Origin of the sequence: Paenibacillus sedimenti (assembly GCF_014534655.1) — a bacterium.
GTDB classification, from domain to species: domain Bacteria; phylum Bacillota; class Bacilli; order Paenibacillales; family NBRC-103111; genus Paenibacillus_E; species Paenibacillus_E sedimenti.
Genome location: NZ_JACVVD010000001.1, coordinates 1,011,419 through 1,031,872, shown reverse-complemented (window position 1 = coordinate 1,031,872; position 20,454 = coordinate 1,011,419). Strand labels below are relative to the sequence as shown.

At 47.4% G+C, this 20,454-nt stretch carries 22 protein-coding genes; 4 read left to right on the top strand and 18 right to left on the bottom strand.

All coding sequences use genetic code 11. The annotated features are described in order from the left end of the window. Positions 1-76: 76 nt before the first annotated feature. The 3 genes from ptsP to ICC18_RS04035 form a co-directional block, all read right to left on the bottom strand. Positions 77-1,843, bottom strand: coding sequence for a phosphoenolpyruvate--protein phosphotransferase (ptsP, locus tag ICC18_RS04045; RefSeq protein WP_188173068.1), 1,767 nt, complete (start codon positions 1,841-1,843; stop codon positions 77-79). Continuing rightward, positions 1,840-3,729, bottom strand: a complete 1,890-nt coding sequence (locus tag ICC18_RS04040) for a glucose PTS transporter subunit IIA (protein WP_188173067.1) — start codon at positions 3,727-3,729, stop codon at positions 1,840-1,842. The genes ptsP and ICC18_RS04040 overlap by 4 nt, the downstream gene beginning before the upstream one ends. 154 nt (positions 3,730-3,883) lie before the next feature. Then, positions 3,884-4,582, bottom strand: a complete 699-nt coding sequence (locus ICC18_RS04035) for a hypothetical protein (RefSeq protein WP_188173066.1) — start codon at positions 4,580-4,582, stop codon at positions 3,884-3,886. Between the two features lie 241 nt (positions 4,583-4,823). On the opposite strand from ICC18_RS04035, the gene ICC18_RS04030 reads away from it, so the two are divergent. Then, positions 4,824-5,390 carry an NAD(P)/FAD-dependent oxidoreductase gene (locus tag ICC18_RS04030; protein ID WP_188173065.1) on the top strand — a complete coding sequence of 189 codons (567 nt, stop codon included), beginning with the start codon at positions 4,824-4,826 and terminating at the stop codon, positions 5,388-5,390. Positions 5,391-5,455: 65 nt separating this feature from the next. Here ICC18_RS04030 and ICC18_RS04025 read toward each other — a convergent pair whose 3' ends face one another. The 5 genes from ICC18_RS04025 to crcB (ICC18_RS04005) are packed head-to-tail and all read right to left on the bottom strand — an operon-like array spanning position 5,456 to position 8,838. After that, on the bottom strand, positions 5,456-5,881 hold the full coding sequence (locus ICC18_RS04025; RefSeq protein WP_188173064.1) for a CoA-binding protein: 426 nt from the start codon (positions 5,879-5,881) through the stop codon (positions 5,456-5,458). A 37-nt stretch (positions 5,882-5,918) separates the two neighbouring features. Continuing rightward, positions 5,919-6,740, bottom strand: coding sequence for a C39 family peptidase (locus ICC18_RS04020; protein ID WP_188173063.1), 822 nt, complete (start codon positions 6,738-6,740; stop codon positions 5,919-5,921). Between the two features lie 32 nt (positions 6,741-6,772). Continuing rightward, positions 6,773-8,068, bottom strand: coding sequence for a 3-phosphoshikimate 1-carboxyvinyltransferase (aroA, locus tag ICC18_RS04015; protein WP_188173062.1), 1,296 nt, complete (start codon positions 8,066-8,068; stop codon positions 6,773-6,775). 27 nt (positions 8,069-8,095) lie between these two features. Further along, positions 8,096-8,455, bottom strand: coding sequence for a fluoride efflux transporter CrcB (gene crcB, locus ICC18_RS04010; protein WP_188173061.1), 360 nt, complete (start codon positions 8,453-8,455; stop codon positions 8,096-8,098). Next, positions 8,452-8,838 carry a fluoride efflux transporter CrcB gene (crcB, locus tag ICC18_RS04005; protein ID WP_188173060.1) on the bottom strand — a complete coding sequence of 129 codons (387 nt, stop codon included), beginning with the start codon at positions 8,836-8,838 and terminating at the stop codon, positions 8,452-8,454. Before crcB (ICC18_RS04005) ends, crcB (ICC18_RS04010) begins: the two co-directional genes overlap by 4 nt. 141 nt (positions 8,839-8,979) lie before the next feature. Here crcB (ICC18_RS04005) and ICC18_RS04000 point away from each other — a divergent pair, with 141 nt between their 5' ends. Then, complete coding sequence (locus ICC18_RS04000; protein ID WP_376745600.1) at positions 8,980-9,270, top strand: rhodanese-like domain-containing protein; 291 nt, start codon at positions 8,980-8,982, stop codon at positions 9,268-9,270. Positions 9,271-9,273: 3 nt separating this feature from the next. Here ICC18_RS04000 and ICC18_RS03995 read toward each other — a convergent pair whose 3' ends face one another. Beyond that, positions 9,274-9,798 carry a shikimate kinase gene (locus ICC18_RS03995; RefSeq protein ID WP_312029475.1) on the bottom strand — a complete coding sequence of 175 codons (525 nt, stop codon included), beginning with the start codon at positions 9,796-9,798 and terminating at the stop codon, positions 9,274-9,276. Positions 9,799-9,945: 147 nt separating this feature from the next. Here ICC18_RS03995 and ICC18_RS03990 point away from each other — a divergent pair, with 147 nt between their 5' ends. Continuing rightward, positions 9,946-10,269, top strand: a complete 324-nt coding sequence (locus ICC18_RS03990; RefSeq protein WP_376745599.1) for a hypothetical protein — start codon at positions 9,946-9,948, stop codon at positions 10,267-10,269. A 43-nt stretch (positions 10,270-10,312) separates the two neighbouring features. Here the strand turns inward: ICC18_RS03990 and gnd are convergent, their stop codons facing one another. From gnd to ICC18_RS03955, 7 genes are all read right to left on the bottom strand, one after another. Further along, entirely contained in the window at positions 10,313-11,725 is a 1,413-nt protein-coding gene (gene gnd, locus ICC18_RS03985) for an NADP-dependent phosphogluconate dehydrogenase (protein WP_188173058.1), read from the bottom strand. 213 nt (positions 11,726-11,938) lie between these two features. Beyond that, on the bottom strand, positions 11,939-12,706 hold the full coding sequence (locus ICC18_RS03980) for an SDR family oxidoreductase (protein WP_188173057.1): 768 nt from the start codon (positions 12,704-12,706) through the stop codon (positions 11,939-11,941). A gap of 26 nt (positions 12,707-12,732) precedes the next feature. Next, positions 12,733-14,301 (bottom strand): gluconokinase, encoded by a 1,569-nt coding sequence (gntK, locus tag ICC18_RS03975; protein WP_188173056.1) that lies wholly within the window; start codon positions 14,299-14,301, stop codon positions 12,733-12,735. Then, positions 14,298-15,569, bottom strand: a complete 1,272-nt coding sequence (locus ICC18_RS03970) for a nickel pincer cofactor-dependent isomerase, group 22 (protein ID WP_188173055.1) — start codon at positions 15,567-15,569, stop codon at positions 14,298-14,300. Before ICC18_RS03970 ends, gntK begins: the two co-directional genes overlap by 4 nt. A gap of 4 nt (positions 15,570-15,573) precedes the next feature. Then, on the bottom strand, positions 15,574-16,593 hold the full coding sequence (locus ICC18_RS03965; RefSeq protein WP_188173054.1) for a LacI family DNA-binding transcriptional regulator: 1,020 nt from the start codon (positions 16,591-16,593) through the stop codon (positions 15,574-15,576). Positions 16,594-16,724: 131 nt separating this feature from the next. After that, positions 16,725-17,321: a YkzI domain-containing protein gene (locus ICC18_RS03960; protein ID WP_188173053.1), complete on the bottom strand. Its 597-nt coding sequence runs from the start codon at positions 17,319-17,321 to the stop codon at positions 16,725-16,727. Between the two features lie 198 nt (positions 17,322-17,519). After that, positions 17,520-17,756, bottom strand: coding sequence for a DUF6953 family protein (locus ICC18_RS03955; RefSeq protein WP_188173052.1), 237 nt, complete (start codon positions 17,754-17,756; stop codon positions 17,520-17,522). Between the two features lie 181 nt (positions 17,757-17,937). Between ICC18_RS03955 and ICC18_RS03950 the strand changes: the two genes are divergently transcribed. After that, a complete protein-coding gene (locus ICC18_RS03950) occupies positions 17,938-18,033 on the top strand; it encodes a YjcZ family sporulation protein (RefSeq protein ID WP_188173051.1) in 96 nt (31 codons plus the stop codon). An 80-nt stretch (positions 18,034-18,113) separates the two neighbouring features. On the opposite strand, the gene ICC18_RS03945 is transcribed toward ICC18_RS03950, so the two are convergent. Together ICC18_RS03945 and ICC18_RS03940 are read right to left on the bottom strand one after the other, a co-directional pair. Continuing rightward, positions 18,114-19,268 (bottom strand): ABC transporter permease, encoded by a 1,155-nt coding sequence (locus ICC18_RS03945; protein ID WP_188173050.1) that lies wholly within the window; start codon positions 19,266-19,268, stop codon positions 18,114-18,116. Next, a complete protein-coding gene (locus ICC18_RS03940) occupies positions 19,261-20,445 on the bottom strand; it encodes an ABC transporter permease (RefSeq protein WP_188173049.1) in 1,185 nt (394 codons plus the stop codon). The genes ICC18_RS03945 and ICC18_RS03940 overlap by 8 nt, the downstream gene beginning before the upstream one ends. Positions 20,446-20,454: the final 9 nt, after the last annotated feature.

Here is a 20,454-nt window from a genome sequence, read left to right as displayed (position 1 = left end):
TTAGACGCCGATCAAGTCTTTGACTCGATGCGGACGAAAATATGCTTCAGAGTTTAACGTCACTTTGTGGGGTTATTTATTCGCCAGTATAACCGGCATCGGATACATAAGCTGCTTTCGATTCATCTGCTTGTTCGTTCAGAGCAAGCAATTCCGTAATTTGTTCGCTTGTTTTGCATGTTAAGATTTGATCTACGAGCTCTTTGCACTTGGCTGCATCGCTTGTCAACAAACGGTGTTTGACCTGAAGCAGCGTTTGTACGGAAATGCTGAGCTCCTCAATGCCAAGGCCAAGCCAGATCGGCAGAGCCCGGATATCCCCGGCCATCTCTCCGCACACGCCAACCGGAATACCGACGCTTTTGGCTGAATCTATGACATGTTTCAATAGTCGAATAACCGCGGGATGATAAGGATCATATAAATGCGCGATGCTCTCGTTCATGCGATCTACAGCTAACACATACTGGACAAGATCGTTCGTGCCTATGCTGATGAAGTTCACTTCGCTCGCCAATACGTCCGCTATTAGCGCCGCAGCCGGAACCTCAATGGTTAATCCGACCTCAATGGATGCGTTATAGGGAATCCCTTTCGCGCTTAACTCCTGCTTAGCCTCTTCCAGCATCGCTTTCGCTTGACGCACTTCACTGAGCGAGGTCACCATCGGATACATGATCTTAACCGAACCATAGCTGCTTGCTCTTAGTATCGCTTTAAGCTGGGTCATAAACAAATCTTTGCGGTCCAGCGAGATACGGATGGCCCGGTAACCCAGAAATGGATTATCCTCCTTGGCGAGCGGCAAATAGTCCAGCTTCTTATCGCCGCCGATATCGAGCGTTCGTATGATGATCGGTTTGCCTTGCAATTGCTTTACCGCGTGGCGGTACACTTCAAATTGCTCGTCCTCGCTTGGCAGCGAATCGCGATCCATGTACAAATACTCTGTTCGAAACAGCCCTACGCCCGAGGCTCCGTTGCGCAGAACTTGGTCAATCTCCATCACAGAATTCATATTCGCATGAAGATTCACAAGTTTGTGATCCAAGGTCATTGGAACGACATCCGCAATTTCCTGCAAGCTTTCTTTGAATTCAAGCCAATTACGTTTCCGCGCTTTATAACGCTCAATGGTTGATTGATCGGGATTAATATAGAGCGTGCCTTCCTGACCGTCAATGATAAGAAAATCACCGTTCTGGATCGGTCTAAGCAGCTTGCCCTCCAAACCCAGTACATAAGGAACGGACATCGCTCTGGCCATGATGGACACATGGGAATGCGTTCCGCCGAGAATCGTAAGCAGACCAAGCACTTTACCCGGATCCAGATGAGCCAGCTGCGAAGGCGTCAGTTCTTTAGCCACCAGAATATACGGATGATCAACCGGTGGAACATTCGAGCTGGTATCGCCCAGAAGATGCTTAAGCAGCCTGTTCCCGACATCCTTGATATCAAGCGCCCGTTCTTTCATGTATTCATCGTCAATGAGATTGAACATGCCGACGAACTTATCAATCACTTCTTTCACTGCGACTTCCGCCGCCTTATATTGCAGCTCGATGATGCCTTGGATTTCATTCATGAAAATCGGGTCTTCCAAAATCGCTAAATGCGCATCAAAAATATAGGATTGGTCCTGTCCGACGACTTCTTTAATTTCCTGTTTGATGAGTTCCAGCTCATCTTTGGAAGATCTGATGCCATCATACAGACGTTCGAATTCATAGGCCAGATCCGTCACGTCAATCATTTTCTCCGGAAAATCCCACTCCCAGGTTGGGATGACGAATGCTTTACCCATTGCGATCCCCGAAGAAGCTCCTATCCCTCTGATCATCCGTTTGTCCCCCCCGACGTTTTAGTAGGCTTTAAGACGACGGACATCACGGAACCTTGGCCTTTTTTGACTGCTTTAAACGGAGCAAAACTCCAAGACTTCACAAGATCCGGATTCGTAATAATCATAGGTGTCGCCAATGATGCTGCAAACTTTTTCACTTTATTCAGGTTGAATTTAACGAGCAATTGCCCCGGCTCCACGCGATCGCCTTCTTTCACCACCGCAGTAAAGCATTTGCCCGGTAAGCTTGCCGTATCGATTCCAATATGAAGCAGTACTTCCAACCCCTCTTCCGTTAAAATGCCAAGTGCATGCATGGTCGGATAAATGTGCATAATGGTACCGGCCACCGGCGAAACCAGCTCCCCTTTTTCCGGAAAAAAAGCGACACCATTACCGACTAAACGAGAAGCAAAGATGCGATCCGGCACCTCTTCAATCGGAATCATTCTGCCCTGCATAGGGGCATTGAACAGCACTACATGAATGTCTTTGCGTAATACTTTCATAATTTCTTCACGAATTAGCTCAGAGAATGTTCCGAACACGACCTGAACATTGCCTCCCCCAAGACGTATGACGCCTGCCGCTCCCAAATGTCGTAATGCCGTGATGTCCATCAGACGATCATTGACAAGGGTAAGTCGCAGCCTGGTTATGCAGGCTTCAATCTTCTTAATATTGTCTTTCCCACCGAGTGCTTGCAAAATAAGCGGAGAACGGTAAGGGATATCTCCTGCCCATTCTTCCAATGATGAACCCTCTTCCCTGCCGGGTGTCGGGATTTGAAATCTCCGAATCGCCCATCGGAATAAGAAATAGTACAGCAATCCATACACAAGACCGATAGGTATGAGCAGCAAACCGTGATGCGATAAGTGCAGATTAATGACATAGTCGATTGCGCCGGCCGAATACGAAAAACCATGTTGAATGTTCAAATAATAAGCGATCCACATGGCCGCGCCTGATAATATCGCGTGAATCACAAATAAATAAGGTGCAACGAACAAAAAGGCGAATTCAATAGGCTCTGTTACACCGGTCAAAAATGAAGCCAATGCCGCGGTAAGGAATGTCGTTTTAATCTTTGGTTTCAAATCCTCCCGTGCTTCACCGATAATGGCGAAGGCGATTGCCGGCAAGGCAAACATCATGATAGGGTAAAGTCCTGCCATATAAGTACCGGCTGAAGGGTCTCCGGCAAAAAACCTGGGGAGATCTCCATAAACCATATTGCCCGTTGGCGTACTGTACGCCCCCACTTGAAACCAGAAAAAATTGTTCAAGATATGGTGTAAGCCTGAAGGAACAAGCAACCTGTGTGCGATTCCGTATATGAAAGAGCCAAAACCGCCCATTCCAAGAAGCCAACCGGACAGTTTCGCCATTCCCACTTCCAGATAAGGGCCGATGCCAATCATGATATAAGACACGATTAAGGTAGCTAAGCCCATCACAAGCGGAACGATGCGGGGACCACCAAAAAATTGAATGTATTCCGGGAGCTTTACCTCTTTAAAGCGATGATAAATAATGGCGGACAGAAGACCAATCAGAATTCCGCCAGGTACCCCGAGCTGAAAATCGGTTCCTAATTGGTGTTCGATCAGCCTGGTAAACATAAAATAGCCAAGCATCGCCGATAATCCGGCTATACCTGCGCTCTCTGTTAAACCTAGAGCAACTCCAACGGCGAAAATGATCGGTATATAGTCAAAAACGGTATTCCCCGCTAACAGCAGCATATCCCCGAAGCTGGAAGCATGTATCGCATCCCACGGCAAATCACCTAGACGAAGCAGTACAGCAGCTATAGGAAGCGCAATGGTAGGCAGCATTAAAGAGCGGCCTAGCTGTTGTAAATTCCCCATCCAGTTCAAACGATTGCTACCTCCCCTAGAGTTTTCGTAGAAAACTTTCTTCGTAGCGTAAGCTTTCTACTCAAATCGTATAGCTTGTCAGTCTGTTTGTCAAAATAAAATAAGCAGGTCGGCAATCGACCTGCTTATTTGCTCTTCAGCGCACTTTCCGATATTAAAACGAGGAACCGAATTGACCGGATTGTCCGAATTGATTAAGTCCTGGATTAAAGGACGAAATCCCTTGGGAACCAAATCCTGCTTGCGGTTGGAAAGACGCTTGTGTTGGATTCGAGGAATCCGAACGATATATAGCGTCATGACCAGGTTGGTTACCGCGGTAATTCGCTGTGTGGAAAGCATTCGGAGATACCGGTGTTTGTCCATAAGATTGACCGGACTGAATTGCACTGCCGAATTGGCTGCCGGCAAATTGCTGTTGAGCGTTTTGGAAACCGAATTGGGATTGGCTTTGGTTGCTGTATTGTGGTTGAGCTTGAGCCTGGTTGCCATATTGGCCGGCACTAATGCCGCTATAGGAAGAATATCCGCCTTGGAAGCTGGATTGAGTAGGCGTTGAAGAATCGGAACGCTGGTAAGCGTCATGTCCAGGTTGGTTACCACGGTAGTTCGCTGTGTGAAAAGATTCCGGAGAAGTTGCTTGTCCCCAGTTTTGGTTCACTTGCGATACGTTTTGTCCATACCCTTGGCTCGTTTGTCCTGCGTTTTGTCCGTAGAAGGACTGAACAAAACCTACCGGTTGGTATTGCTTCTGAATACCTTGATATTGCGAGGTTGGGTTTTGGCCACTCTGTAAACCTTGTGTCCGGCCAAAAGACGAAGTACCATAGCTGCTGAAGTTGGTGTTATACACGTGTAAATCCTCCTCTGATTTTCATCATGAATGTAGCCTTTTTTTGCGGCCTTTTTTATTCTCTCCGCTAGTTCCGTTTTTATTTATCAAAGGCAAACTTTATCTCCCTTTGGGGATACTTAATTCAGAAGACAGCCGGAGGATTATTTCCTATACTTTTTATACACATAAATTGACTATATTAAGATAAGTATGCCATAATCTTCTTGTACTTCATTTTCTAATAACGAGGAGTGACGACATGTCTTACGATGTTATTATTGTTGGAGCAGGTCCTACTGGTGCTAGCGCTGCTTTATTTACAGCTAAGGCAGGCAAGAAGACGCTTGTCATTGACAACGATCAAAGCGTTACTAAGAGAGCTTGGATTGAAAATCATTACGGCGTGGAGTCCATAACGGGTCCTGACTTAGTGGAAATCGGTAAAAAGCAAGCCGCAAAATTCGGTGCTGAATTCGTTCAAGGCAAAGCAACCCAATTGGAGAAATCCGGCAACGGTTTCCGTATTGCAACAGAAAATGGAGAATACGAAGGAAGCCATATTATTCTTGCGACAGGATTATCCGTTGAGCTGGCAGAAGCTGCTGGCATCAAGACAAAGCCCGGTACCGAGCCACGCATCAAATCGATCATTGATGTGGATTCGCAAGGAAATTCAAGCGTTAAAGGCGTATGGGCTGCAGGAACAACCGGAGGAGTCAGCATGCACACGATCATCACAGCAGGTGATGGTGCTAGAGTCGCCATTAATGTAATAAGCGAGATAAACGGCGAACGTTACGTGGATCATGACGTGCTGAAAGCTTAATTAATAAAACCTAAAAAACCGCTCGCGCTTTTCCTAAGCGTGGAGCGGTTTTTATTTGGAGTCGTTTAATTATTCCTGGGATTAAGGATCGCATCCTCGACTTTGATGCATCTATCCATGATCACTTCAAGCCCTGCATCGCTGGCAATGCGGGCAGCTTCCTCATTCACAATATCCAGTTGAAGCCAGAATACCTTGGCTTTGATCTTCGCTGCTTCTTCTGCGATTGGTACGACTTGATCAGCGCGGCGGAACACATTAACAATATCGACAGCCTCAGGAATCTCACTAAGCGAAGCATAGCTTTTCTCCCCTAATATTTCAGTTGCGTTGGGATTAACGGGGATGATTCGGTATCCTCTTTTTTGCATCGCCGCAGCGACCATATGCGAGGTGCGGTCAGGATTGTCGGATAATCCGACTACAGCAATATTGCCGGCTTCTGCCAGAAGTTCCTTAATGTGTTCACGGGATGGATTTTCGAAGGCCATCGTCATTCCTCCTAATGTTCATTTGGGGCCCCCAGCGTCACTTTATGGGGAGTAGATATGTCAAACCCTGTTTTCCCATTGCTGCCCAGCTTTCGATGAACTGTGCCTTATTCACTTTTAATTGCTTTTTGCCGCTAAGCGGATCATTCAAGTAGACGTTATCTTCATCATATCCTACCAATAAAACCGCATGTTCGGCAAATGAAGTCTGCAGGGGGCCAATCGGCGTATCCCATGTTACCCATTTATAAGGAATATTATAATCAATCGTCGTCCATACGATGACTGGAATTCCTCTTGCCACTTGCTCTTCATACATATCAAACGATTCGCCGGTTACATCTATAGCGGATGGGATGTAAGCTTTTAGCAGTGGGAACAAGCCCGCATGGTAAATGCCGAAGCCCCTTTGGTTACGAGTCACATCCCCGACAAAACCTGTATTCGGATTACCCCAGTAAGCGATGGAGCCATCTGTATTCAAGGAAACAGGCGTATTATCCTTCGGCATTTCGTGAGCCAGCTCTATCTTATTTTTATTTACGCCGCTGAACTGCAGAAGCATGGTCAAACTGGTTATTTCGCACCCTGCCGGCAATTCGGGCAATTGTTTAACAACAGGCGCATCAATCATAGCTGATTTTAGCTTTTCACGGACTGGCTTTGGTGTTGCTTCGATGACTTGGACTGGCTTTATCGACGATTTAACAGGCAAAACAGTTCCGGATGCGAAAAAGGCCTGCTCTTTACCGGTCGCTTTGGCATACAGTAATACGGCAAAAACACTGCTGGCAAATACAAGTCCTGCAACGAGAAACATACCAAACGTTACCTTTAATCCTTGCCAAATAATCCTCATGTTGATTCACCCGTTCGTTGATTTGAGAATGCTCAATCACTCACAAGTTCAACCTGGGCACCGATGGAACGCAAATGGTCAAAATACTGCGGGTAAGATTTCGCTACGTGGTGGGCATCTTTAATAATGAGCCCTTTTTTCGAACGAAGTCCTACAACGGTTAGCGCCATAATAACGCGATGGTCAAAATGCGCATTGATCTCAACCCCGCCTTCAACCCCATCCGGTTTACCATGAACAATAATCTCGCTTTGGCGCTCTTCTACTTCGGCACCCGCTTTTCGCAGTTCGTTTAAATAATCGGTGATCCGGTCGCACTCTTTATATCGTAAATTTTCGACATTATAGAATCGGGAGGTTCCCTCAGCAAACACGGCTGCAGCTACCATAGCAAGAACAGCGTCTGTGAAGTGATCGCCGTCGAATTCTCCGGCAATTAATTTCTGATTGCCCCGTACATGAACAACTCCGTTGTCATGCGTTAAATTGACGCCCATAGCGCGAAGCACATCCACACATGCCTTCTCGCCTTGCTTGCTGTTCTCTTCAAGACGCAATACGCGCACATCCGAATTCGTGACAGCTGCCGCTGCCAGAATCGCTGCCGAACCCGGATAGTCACCTTGAATCACATATTCCTTAGCTTGGTAGGACTGACGTCCCGGTATACGGTAATGCATCAGATCATCGCTGGCATGAACGACAATTCCTGCCTGCTCTAATACTTCCAGTGTTTGACCGACAATAATTTTGGATTTCAAATCATGCAATACTTCGATCTCGGTATCCTCTTCAAGAAGAGGCGTCATAAATAACAGAGAGCTTAAGAACTGAGAGCTGACATTACCGGAAACAGTAAGTTTGCCGCCTCGTGGTTGTCCCCCTTTAATAGTTATCGGAAGACGACCATTGGAATGTTGTACCTCAATGCCCATTTGTTGCAAAGTTTCTATTAAATCGTCGTGCGGACGTTTGCCTAACGATTCAGGATATGTGTTGACAAAGGTCAGATCTGGACAAAATGCCGCTATCGACATCAAAAACCGCAATACTGCACCCGCATTACCGACGTTAAGTTCAGAGACATGCTTCGGATGCTTGCCGAAACCGGTAATTATGATTTTCTCGTCATCTTCTTCAATGATTGCTCCAAGATCGCGTACGCAGCGTCGCATCGCATCACTATCCTCACTATGAGCGGGATAATAGATCGTGCTTGTCCCATTCGCAAGCGCTCCGATTAAAAGGTAGCGCGTCGTATAGTTTTTGGAAGATAACGCGTTGATTTCGCCTTGAAGCTCAGCAGTCGGTTTCACAATGGCTTTCATGTTATTGATCTCTCCTAAACATATAAATTATATGTAATATCCAAAGAACGCTAAACAAATACCGCCGATATAGCTCAGGAACGTATAAAGCAGCCATGCCTGCATCTCCCCGGTGCGCAGTTGCTTTAGACTTTCTAGCTTTAATGTGGAAAAGGTTGTAAAAGCACCCAAAAATCCTGTCCCAATCAGCAGCTTCCAATCATCAAATTCATGATACCTCATCAACCAGCCGATTAGAAAACAGCCCACAAGATTTACAGTCAGTGTACCATACGGAATAGAACTTGGGAACCTTTTGGAGACGTAGCCGGCAACCTGAAATCGGCAAATAGCACCAAAAAAACCGCCAATCCCTACCAAACATAAAGGCCACAACCATGCTGTCATGAAGGCTTGCCTCCCGTTCGGGTAATCTCACCTAAACGCATCCCGATCCATGTAAAGACTAGCCCTCCAGACAAACTGCCACACACATAAATTGCAGCCAGGAGAAGATGTCCCTGTTTCAACATGCCGATCGTTTCATAGCTGAATGTGGAAAATGTCGTAAATGACCCGATAAACCCTGTGGTCAAAGCGATACGAAGTTTATCTGGTATATGCAGCCATTCGGCAAATGCCAAAAAACCTAACAGCAAACAACCGAAAAAATTGCATAACAGCGTACCCCAAGGAAATGCCGTCGGCGATGCGGAATTCCATGCAAGTGATAGCGCATATCTGGCGAGGGCACCAAATATTCCAGCAACGCCGATATAGAGCATATTCATTAGGCACTCCCTTCCAACGATTGCAAAAAAAGGCTAATAAGCGCAACTAATTAACCAGTGGTTTGACATCTTGTTTAATTCTTTCTATCATTACTACAATGGGACTTCTTCCCAACCAATTTGATGCCAGGAGGCCTTGCCTTGGATACGATTTTACCATCCGAAATCAAAGAAAGACTTAGCCGCGGCGAGCAGCTGACGATTATTGACGTTCGCGAAGACGAAGAAGTGGCCGCCGGCACCATTCCCGGTGCCAAGCACATCCCGCTCGGTCAACTGCCGGAGCGTCACACCGAAATCCCGCAAGCAGAAGAAGTGATTCTCGTATGCCGAAGCGGCAACCGCAGCGGTCGGGCGCTTGGATATTTGGAATCGCTAGGATATAAAGGCCTCAAAAATATGACAGGCGGGATGCTGGAGTGGGAGGACTAAGCGTCAGGCTTGTCCCTCTTCCTTAAGCCCTGCCCTGACAATAATTTCCTCTACAATTTGATCCGTTGTAAGTTCTGTGGTATCAATTGTCGTATGCGCAAAGTCGTAGGCATGTTTTCGCTGTTCGAGCAGCATATATACACGGTCCTCCAGATTGCCTTGCAGGAGTGGCCTGTTCTGATCGCTCCTTACACGCTGTATGATCGTTTCCGGCGATGCCTGAAGTGCAACTACATAACCGTGACGCAGCATGCAAGCCCGGTTGCTCTCAGCCAGAACGGCACCGCCGCCTGTTGCTAGAATTTGACCCTGCTGACCTAAAATATGTTCGAGCGCTTTGCTCTCCAGAACACGAAAATGAGCTTCCCCATGCACGCGAAACAATTCGGATATCGTCGTCTGCTGCTCTTTTTCAACCACCGCATCCGAATCTTGAAATGTCCAGCTCAGACGCTCAGCTAATTTTTGACCAACCGTCGATTTGCCTGTCCCCATGAAGCCCACCAGCACAATATTGCTTGTTGTCACTTGTGATCCCCTTTTCCCATAAGCTATACATGCAAACTTTCCCAACATCATACCACATGCAGTCAAGTCATGAATACATTCCTTCAAAAAAACATATAGTAGTGTGAATAAATTCCAGCATGAACCGCTAAGAATGAAAAAGACCACATGCCGACAAGGAGAGATGGAGCTTTGAACCATACTGCCCTCTATACCAATCATACCAAAGGCAAATTGGAACAAATTCTGCACCCGAGCTATCCGCTTTGCAAAGACGATGTTGTCTGGATTCTGGAATTTATTAAGAAAAAAGTGGCTGAAGAAGACCCGCAACTACAAGGCCTTGCTCAACCACGCTTAATGAGAAATTTCCGGTATTTTGCCGAGGTCGCCATGATGTTGATCCATAGGCGCAATGGCTTCGATCAAGAAGCTGATCGACTGAAAATGTGGCTGCGCGAAGCGGCGTACGGCATACAGGAGGATGAATAAACACACTGCAAGCCGCATTGTTTCCGTTCGATAGAAGCGTCTCTTAGTTTTCCATCCAGTTGAAGTGGAACGATCCTTCTTTGTCAACGCGCTGGAATGTGTGTGCGCCGAAATAATCGCGTTGTGCTTGCAGCAGGTTCGCAGGCAGTCTTTCCGTACGATAGCTGTCATAGTAGGCAAGCGCCGATGCAAAGGCAGGAACCGCGATACCGCGAGTTACCGCTTCAGCAATTACTTGTCTCCATGATTGTTGATAGTTCTCAACAACGCCTTGGAAGTAAGAATCGAGAAGAAGATTTTTGAGCTCAGGATTACGATCGTATGCATCCTTGATATTTTGCAGGAATCTCGCACGAATAATGCAACCTCCGCGGAATATCATTGCGATGTTGCCGTACTGCAATCCCCAGTTATACTCTTCAGAAGCAGCCCGCATCTGCGCGAAACCTTGCGCATAAGAGCAAATTTTACTTGCGTACAGCGCTTGACGAACAGCTTCGATAAACGCTTTACGATCGCCAGAAAATGCTGGAGCAGCAGGCCCTTTGAGCACTTTGCTAGCCGCTACGCGTTCTTCTTTCATTGCCGAGATGAAACGGGAGAACACGGATTCCGTAATGATGGAAAGCGGTACGCCAAGATCCAAAGCGCTTTGGCTGGTCCATTTTCCTGTGCCCTTTTGTCCTGCGGAGTCAAGAATCACATCAACCATCGGTTTGCCTGTCTCAGCATCGTATTTGGTGAAGATATCTCTAGTGATTTCGATCAGGTAACTGTCGAGTTCACCGTTATTCCATTCTGTAAATATCTCATGAAGCTCTTCCGTGTTTACGCCCAGCACGTCTTTGAGCAATTGGTAAGCTTCGCAAATAAGCTGCATATCGCCGTATTCGATGCCGTTATGCACCATTTTCACATAGTGACCGGCGCCGTCCGGTCCGATATATGTACAGCAAGGGTCGCCGTTCACTTTGGCTGAGATGGCTGTAAGAATCGGCTCAACCAATTTATATGCGTCTTCTTGGCCGCCTGGCATGATAGACGGGCCTTTAAGCGCACCCTCTTCACCGCCGGAAACACCTGTACCGACAAAGCGGATGCCATGTTCTTCGAGCTCTTTATTACGGCGCTGCGTATCCGGGAAGAACGCATTGCCTCCATCGATCAAAATATCGCCTTTATCCAAATGAGGAAGCAGCTGGTTGATTGTATCGTCCGTAGGTCCGCCCGCTTTGACCATGATCAAAATTTTACGCGGAACTTCGAGCGATTGCACGAATTCCTCAACACTGTATGTACCTACCAGGTTTTTACCAGGGGCTTCAGCAAGAAGCTCTTTTGTTTTTTCGGAAGAACGGTTATAAACCGATACGCTGAATCCTCTGCTTTCGATGTTCAGCGCCAGGTTTTTCCCCATGACCGCAAGACCGACGACACCAATTTGTTGTTTAGACATCTCTCTCATACACCCTTCCGATAGATAAATTTTATTGAAAGTTTAAATTGTCCGCTTTCAAAACCGAGAAGGTTGGACGAAATCCGGAGAAGGAGGAACGGAGCATAGTGATTTGCTATGTGAGTACCGGACTTCCCGGATTCGTTCAAGATTCGATGCCGAAAATACTTCTCGAAATACTTCGTTTTCAAAGTGGATAATTTAAACCTCCTCTTAAATCGTCATCGCGCCGAAACCGCCGTCCACTCTAAGCACAGACCCCGTCACAAAGCTGGAAGCCAGTTCGGACGCAAGAAATACCGCTGCGCCCTGCAGCTCTGCCGCTTCACCGAATCGATTCATAGGGGTATGCCGCATGATAGATTCGATGCGCTCAGGCGATAAGATCTTACGATTCTGCTCCGCCGGGAAAAATCCTGGAATGATCGCATTAACGCGTACACGGCTAGGAGCAAATTCACGGGCCAAATTTTGCGTGATGTTATTGACGGCCGCTTTGGAGGCAGAGTAAGTGAATACACGGGAAAGCGGAGGATCCGATGAAACCGACGAAATATTGATAATACTGCCGCCAGCTCCTCGTTCTACCATATATTTCCCAAATACTTGGCAGGCTAACACGACGCTTTTCAAATTAACCTCCATAATAGAATCCCATTCTTCCATGGAAATGTCAAAGAAAGGCGTGGCGCTATTTTTGCCGGGACAGTTCATGAGAATATCTACGCTCCCAGACCATGCGATCACTTCTTTGAGAAGAAGCTCCAAATCCTCGCGTTTGGTCGCATCCGCTTGGAAGCATTGAGCTTCGCCGCCCGCTGCTTCAATGCTCTGACGCACCAGCTCGCTTTTCTCCTGATTGCGGCCAACGACGGCCACTTTCGCTCCATGACCGCCTAGCGCTACTGCCATCGATCCGCCGAGCGTGCTGTTTCCGCCAATAATGACTGCCGTTTTGCCTGTAAGATCAAATAAGTTCATCTTCCTCATCCTCTCAATATTATGCATTATGTTTGAGGACTCGTGAGGTGCTGCTGCTGAAAGGCGGTTATCGCATCGAATTGATCTTTTAACTGATGATATACGTTTGAATAAATAGATGTCAATTGTTTATAGATGCGATAATCGCTTTCATTTACCTCATGAGCCTTTCCTACCTGAATCCAGTTGTGCGCGTGAGACAAATCTTTGATTTCACCCATTGCGAGCAATCCGAGCAAGGCTGCTCCTACACCGGAGCTCTCAATGGAATCCGGAACGGTTACCGTCGTGCCGATCATGTCCGCCATCATTTGACGCCAAAATTCGGATCGCGCAAATCCGCCGGAAGCCCGGATCTCGGACGCCGGTCCCATCAGCCGTTCTAAAGAAGCAGCGACGGCATGAATGGAAAACATCACGCCTTCCAAGGCTGCTCGAACCATATGCTTCTTCTGGTGACTGAGCGAGAGTCCAAAGTAGACGCCTCTGGCATTAGCGTTCCAATAAGGAGCTCTCTCACCGGAGAGAAGCGGCAGGAACAACAAGCCATCAGAGCCGGCAGGCACCTCAGAAGCCAGCTCCGTTAAGTGGTCATACGGGTCGATGCCCTGCCGTCTCGCTTCTTCCGCTTCCTGAGTCGCCACCTGGTCTCTAATCCAGCGAAAAACGATGCCGCCATTGTTGATCGGTCCGCCGACGACCCAGAAGTTCTCTGTGAGCGCGTAGCAGAACAGCTTGCCTTCGGGGTCCGTTTGCGGCTTGGAGACAACCCTTCGAACCGCACCGCTTGTCCCGATCGTCACGGCGACTACGCCAGGCTCGAAGGCGCCGACGCCGAGGTTGGCCAGCACGCCATCGGAGGCGCCGACTACGAAAGGCGTATCTGCGGCTAGCCCCATAGCTGAGGCGTGCTCCGGACTTAGTCCCTCGAGTCGGAACGTAGTGGGCACCAGCTCCGAGAGCTGGTCTCGCGTCACACCGGCCAAACGCAGCGCTTCTTCGTCCCAGTCGAGCCGCTCGAGATTGAACAGTCCTGTAGCGCTTGCCAGTGAGTGGTCGATGACAAAGCGGCCGAATAACTTAGCGAATACAAATTCTTTGATACCGATGAATTTGTGTGTTTGGCTCACGAGTTCCGGTCTGTTGTCACGGAACCACATCAATTTGAGCAGCGGTGACATCGGATGGATTGGCGTACCCGTGCGGGCATAAATTTGCTGCCCCAAGCCGCTGATCTTCAGTTGTTCCGCGTAGCTGGCGCTGCGGTTGTCCGCCCATGTAATACAAGGCGTGAGCGGAATAGCTTCCCGATCCACGGCGATAATGCTGTGCATCGCCGAGCTAAAGGATACGCAAAGTACCTCTTCGGCGCGGATGCCGAGTTTGCTCATAACTGCGTTGATGCCTTGAACTACAGCATCGAATATTTGCTGGGGATCCTGCTCTGCGCGATCGGCAGCCGGCGTGTGCAGCGGGTACTCGATCGAATGCGAAGCTTTCACGACTCCATCCCGGTCGATGAGCAGTGTCTTAGTACTCGTCGTGCCAATATCCGCCGCTAATACATATGGCTTCGTGGCTGCTAGGTATGTCATTTGCGAATATTCCCCTCTTTGTCAAATTGAAGCTCGTATGGTTCTGTCAAAATCTCAATGTCCGGATGCTGACGGGCAGCTTCTAGCAGGTTAACGGAAATTTCAATTTCTCCAAGATGAAGCGTGTCCTGTATGCGAACCAGCTTACATGTGTTGTAATCAAGAATGTTGCATGTTTTGATGGCAGCTTTCAACGCGTAGAAATCGTTCTCAAGCGTTGTAGCGAGTTTAGTAGGGGCACAAACCGTCGAAGTCAATCCGTTAGCGTAAGTAGCCTCCAAATTCGTCTTATCGACAAGCCTCTGCGTTGTGAAATCTGCGGTGCCTACGCCATTCGCATTCCCTTTTGTTTCTGGAGTCAGATCCAGAACAACCATTTTAGCCACTTCAGGGCCGCCATGAGCATAGGGTGTCGGGTAACGGCCGGTGACATTCGGGTCCATGCCGTCGCCGCTAATGTTTTTGCCGATATAATCGATGACCAACACATCAATCTCGTCGAACAAAATTTTGGGCAGACGTGATTTCGCTTCTACCAACAGTTCCTCTTCGCGCGCTTCGATCTCAGACGCAGGAAGCACCTCTACGCGGCATGTCTCGTCGTAAGCGTTCTCCACGAGTGCCACGCCGAATACGATCGGCAGCTTCTCGATCATGATTGCAGCCATCGCAGGCACATTCTCAGCCATATACTTGAAACCGAGCTGATGGCACGCCTCGGCCCCTTTTTGCTTACCGAGTCCGATCGCAATCATCTTCATGATACCGCTTTCAATGCGTCCCCGAAATGCCGTATGCGGCTTTACCCGGTTGATGACGACAATCGCGTCCGCCTCAGAGGCAATGCGGTCTACATAAACGGGCAGCCCATTGGGCAGCTGATCGATTTGTACCACTTCCATAGAGGAGCGGATCGGGGCTCCCATGCTATCCTCTGTAATACCGAGATGCTGCAGCACCTCCGTTTGTCCGGCAGCTGTTGCTCCGCCATGGCTTCCCATGCACGGTACGACGAAAGGATAAGCGCCTCTGGCTTTGATCGCATCAAGCGTCGTTTTTGTAAAACCCGCAATGTTCGCGATACCCCGACTGCCTACGGCTACTGCCACGTGCTGTCCCGGCAGAATGCTTTCCATTACACCGCTGCCGGCGAGCTTGAACTCAAGCTCCTTCTCAGGATGCTCCAGCCGTGTTCGGTCAAATTTCTGCCGAATTTTCACCATTTGCGGTATTGGAATATCTTTCAACAACTCTCTGAGAATGCTCATCGTCTTATCCCTCTTCCCCCGTTAATTGTAGCGGATGTACGGATTCCCGCACAATCAGCTCCGTTTTTAGAAGCACTTGCTCCGTTGCGTACTGTTTGTTCTCTATATTGCCTAGAAGACGGATGGCGCCTTCTTTGCTGATTTGCTCAATCGGTCTACGCACGGTCGTTAATGCGGGGGTCACATAAGCAGCGAATACCGTGTCGTCAAAACCGATCACCGATATATCACCGGGCACTTGCAATCCTGCTTCCGAGATCGCTTTCATAGCACCAAGCGCCATCTCATCATTACAACAAAACACCGCAGTAGGCCGATCCTCGAGCATCAAAAATTGCTGCATTGCTTTATAACCGCTCTCCAAATCGTATAGCCCGGGAAAGCGATGGCTTGGCTTCAGCGTTATACCATGATGCGCCAATGCTCTCTCAAAGCCTTCCTTACGGTTCTGAGCGGATTTAAACCCGACCCGACCCTCGATCAAGGCCATATTCCGATGTCCCTGCCGAATTAAATACGAGGTTGCTTGGAACGCTCCCTGCTCTTCATCAGAGAGGACGTTCAGCACTCCCACTGTATCTACAGGCCTGTTCAACACAACCAGCGGTATTCCTTTGTCCGCCGCATGATCGATCAACGGCTGATCCTCATCGCTCTGGCTGACGACAATAATGCCGTCGAAGCTTTTGCGCGTAATAGAGTGAAAGCTGGTATAGTCGTCAATGCCTTTGACAATAAGCTGATACCGGTCTTGAATGACGCTATTAACGCCACGGATCGCATCGTAGAAGAAACCCGCCGAAGTCCCTTTACTCAGTGTGGTAAAAAAGAGCCCTAAATTATAAGATCGATCCAGCACCAAACTTTTCGCGCTAAAATTCGGCGTATAATCCATCTCTTCCGCGATGGCGCGAATCCGATCTTTCGTCTTCTCATTGATTAGCGGACTATCGTTCAGCGCTCTGGAAACAGTCGTATGCGATACGCCTGCTAGTCGTGCTATATCTTTGATCGTAACGCTCATACATTCACCTCTGAGAACAGAATACCATGTTATGCACACGTTAACAATAGTCATTTTTTCGCAACAAAAACGCAAAAGAGAGACCGTATCTGGATACAGGCTCTCCTTTTATTTGATTCCACTATTCATTTTCACATCTCCAATAATAGCATTTCTTGTCTCATTTCGACCAGCCTCAGCTTGCTTTCCAGCACAGCTTTCTGATCCCCTGCCGCGATGGCGTCTTGAAGTGTTGCCAATTCGTAGTCGAGTTCCATACGCAGAATAGGAATTCGTTCATCTGTCCGTTTGGATCGCAGCGCTTGCATCACTTCCTCAACTGTCACAGTGGGCTCCTTCTGATACAGCACTTTATGTTCGATACCGCTAATCTCCACCATGCGAATGATCTCACCGAACATAATATTCTCAATGAGAATTTGACGATCTTTAAACCTTTTTACCACCGCGTGACCGCGCGTGTCCCCAATCAGTTTTTCCATCATTTCAGCGAGCTTCTCATCCTTGAAGGAGTAATTGCCAACAATTTTATATTTCTCACCAATTCTTTCGAATTTTAGCTTGATCAGCTTACGACCCGTGCGAATCGAAATGATAAATTGCTGCTCACTCTCATTCCAGTACAAAGAATAACCTTCCTGAATAAGTGCTTTGATGAAATTCCGGATTAGCCGGCGATCAAATCGTAACTCTAGGTTGCAATACTCCACTTCATGACTCTTACTCACGGCAATCCCCTCCATATCAAATCCCAGCATTTTTGTTTAAATATTCAGACAACTTATCCTCTTACCCTTATCTTATTATGAATTCTATGTTTTAGCAACTTGGATTATTGACATTTTTTTAAGTGAAAGCGTATAAAAAAAGCTGACGCCTATTCCAATGCGGCCCCAGCCTAACTTTGTAAATATTCCCGCTATTGCCTAGTGCCAGCCCCAGAAGAATCCGTCCCGTTCCCAGGCCGCTCTCCCGCCGTGCAATTTTTTAAACGCTTTTTTCACATCTTTCCCGATGGCTTGATTACCGTTCTCGTTCACGTATATGAACGATTCGCCAAAGTTGTTTACAATATAATCGACGGCATCCTTTTGATATAAAATGCCGGCTGATTTCAATTCCTGAAACATCCATTCAGCTACTTCTTCTGCAGTAATTGGCATGTTCTCGACTCTCCATTCCCACTATCATGTCATCACTGTATTGTAACATAAACCATGATTTTTTTTCATGCTAGGTAGGAGCACAATCATAAAAGCACTTCCCATTAGCCCATTCATTCTGAGGAACTTAACCATATGCTATCTCGTAACTCAATCAGATCAAGACGAAAGGGTGAATACAATGAGCTATGGAGCAGGTGTAGGATACACGTCTTCGGCGGCAATTTTGGTTCTTTTCATTTTGTTGGTAATTATCTCTAGCGCTTTCGTTCTCTAATTCAATTATAAATACGAAAAGGGCAAGCCTGTGATACGCAGGCAGCCCTTTATTTTTGTATGATGGGGGACTTTTGGCGATTAGCTGGCCTCAGCTTCCCCCGGTTTGAGGATCACCGAACCGACTCCAAGCAAGATCAAGGCGAACAAGCTTAGTATGCCCATATGCATCCACATCTCAGACAGCGTCTGCCCCGAAGCCATCCGTTCGATGGCGTCGATCACCCACGTTTGCGGTACGAAGTTGGAAATTTTCTGCATCCAGTCCGGCATCACACTTATCGGCCAGAAACAACCTCCCAGCATGCTTGTCGGCGTAATAACAATGGAATTAATGATGTTGATATTCGTTGAATTTTTGACCATGCCTGCGATCGCACTGGCAATTCCCATACTCGCGAGCAAGAAAAATTCAATAATGATGAAATGCGGTAGGAACGGCAATCCGTAATCGTAGTTGATGACATATCTGGTGAACAAAAGGATGGCTAGAACTTGTAACGTGCCCACAAGGAAACTGCCTAAAAAATTGCCGAGAACAATTTCCGCCGATCTGACCGGAGCCGTATACATCCGCGCCATCGTACGATGTCTGCGGTCTTCCATAATCACAGTGACTGTATTATTAATTAATCCCATCATGAATAACAGCATAAAACCGATAACCGTGCTCATATTCGGATTGGTATACAAATCGTAATCGGTGACCGCTGCCTTCACTTGATGCTTCTCCATTTGAACAATCGTCTTTTCTACGGCATCCGCCAATGCCTCATTTTGCAGCCCAATGCTTTGTTGAAGATCAATGATTTCTTTATATCTGGACAATGTGCTGTCGAGATTAAGTTTTAGCGAATATGTTGATTCATTCAAGCTGATCTGAAACAGATCAACCTCGGCTGTGGATCCCCTCATCATCGTATCGCTGAATCCTTCGGGAATCATTACAGCTGCACTCACCTTTTGCTTGATCACGTGTTCTTTCAACGATTGTTCCGACGGAGCTTCCGTTAATTGATAATCAGGCAGGGTTGAAAGCTCGTGGACTAGGTGTGCACCCAGCGGCCCCCGATCCGCATTGATATATTCGATGTTGCTTTGGTTTGTATGTTGTTGTCCGACTACGCCGATAATGAACGAAATGACAGCTGCAGGTATGACCACATAGATTAGAAATCCTTTTTTCTGAAGCAACGTACGTCGCAGCATATTAAGCGCAATATAGAAACTATTCATGGTACCCCGCCTTTCGGTATACGACCAGAGAAACGATCAGAAGCCCAGCAGCTATCGCGACCAGCGTCCACACGTGATGCATGATAATCGAGTTGTCACTCCCAAGCATTATTCGGAGCATACCTTGCATTCCCCAGTGATTCACTGTAAATACACCCAGTTTATGCAACAAGCCATCCGGCAATGGCGAAAATCCTCCGCTCAGAAAAGTCATCACCGTAATGAGAATTTGAAAGATCATGCTAATTGTCTTCGTCGACCCGGCAAGACACATGGCCAGAATCGCAAGACTCATAGATGCAATGATGATCATCAAGCAAACAAGGAAAAGCATCAGGAATGAGTGTCCCCAATCCACTCCGAACAGTAACGTCGTTGTCCCGATGATGACAAAAGCTTGCAGCAATGCAATTCCGGTATTCCCCAGCACTTTGCCCAGCAGAATCTGCAGATTAGAAATAGGCAGTGAATTCAACCGTGACAATGTGTGAACCTCCTTCTCGCTTTGCAAACCAATTGCTGCGGCCATTCCCGAGTACAACAAGAACATAACAAGCATGGATGCCGCGTAATACTGCGTAGCGGTATAAGCAGCATCAGAATTGCTCAGTTTTCCGAGACGTACATAGGAAGCGGGGTAAACCGGATTTTGAAAAGCATTGCCCGCTTGACTCTTCATCATATTAATCGCAGCAGGATCGGCTGTTAACGCGGTTGCTTGAATCAGATTCACTGTTTCTAAAAAGGAGCGCAGCGTCATTTGAGCGATGAGGTTCTGATCGTAATCCTTGCCAAGGATCATCTCCCACCCTGCTTCTTGACCCGTAATAACTTTCGTGCTGAAATCAGCGGGGACGATCAGGGCAAACTCGGATTCTCCCGCCTTTACCCGTTTCACGGCTTCATCTCTTGTGGAAACGGGATTCGCATTTAGAAGTTTTTTAATTTCAGGCTCCGCAAGAAAGCTTTGAAATTGGTTGCTCAAAGAGCCTTTATCTGATTGAACAATATCCACTTCCACCGGTTTCAGCGATCGGTCCTCGACCTTAAACGCATTAGACAGTGCTGATCCTAAGATGAATATAAGCAAAAGAGGCAAAATAAATTGAACGATAAGTACGTAGCGCATACGCAGTATTCGCAGCATTTCGTACCAGGCGATAACCCATATGGTCATGATGCGCAG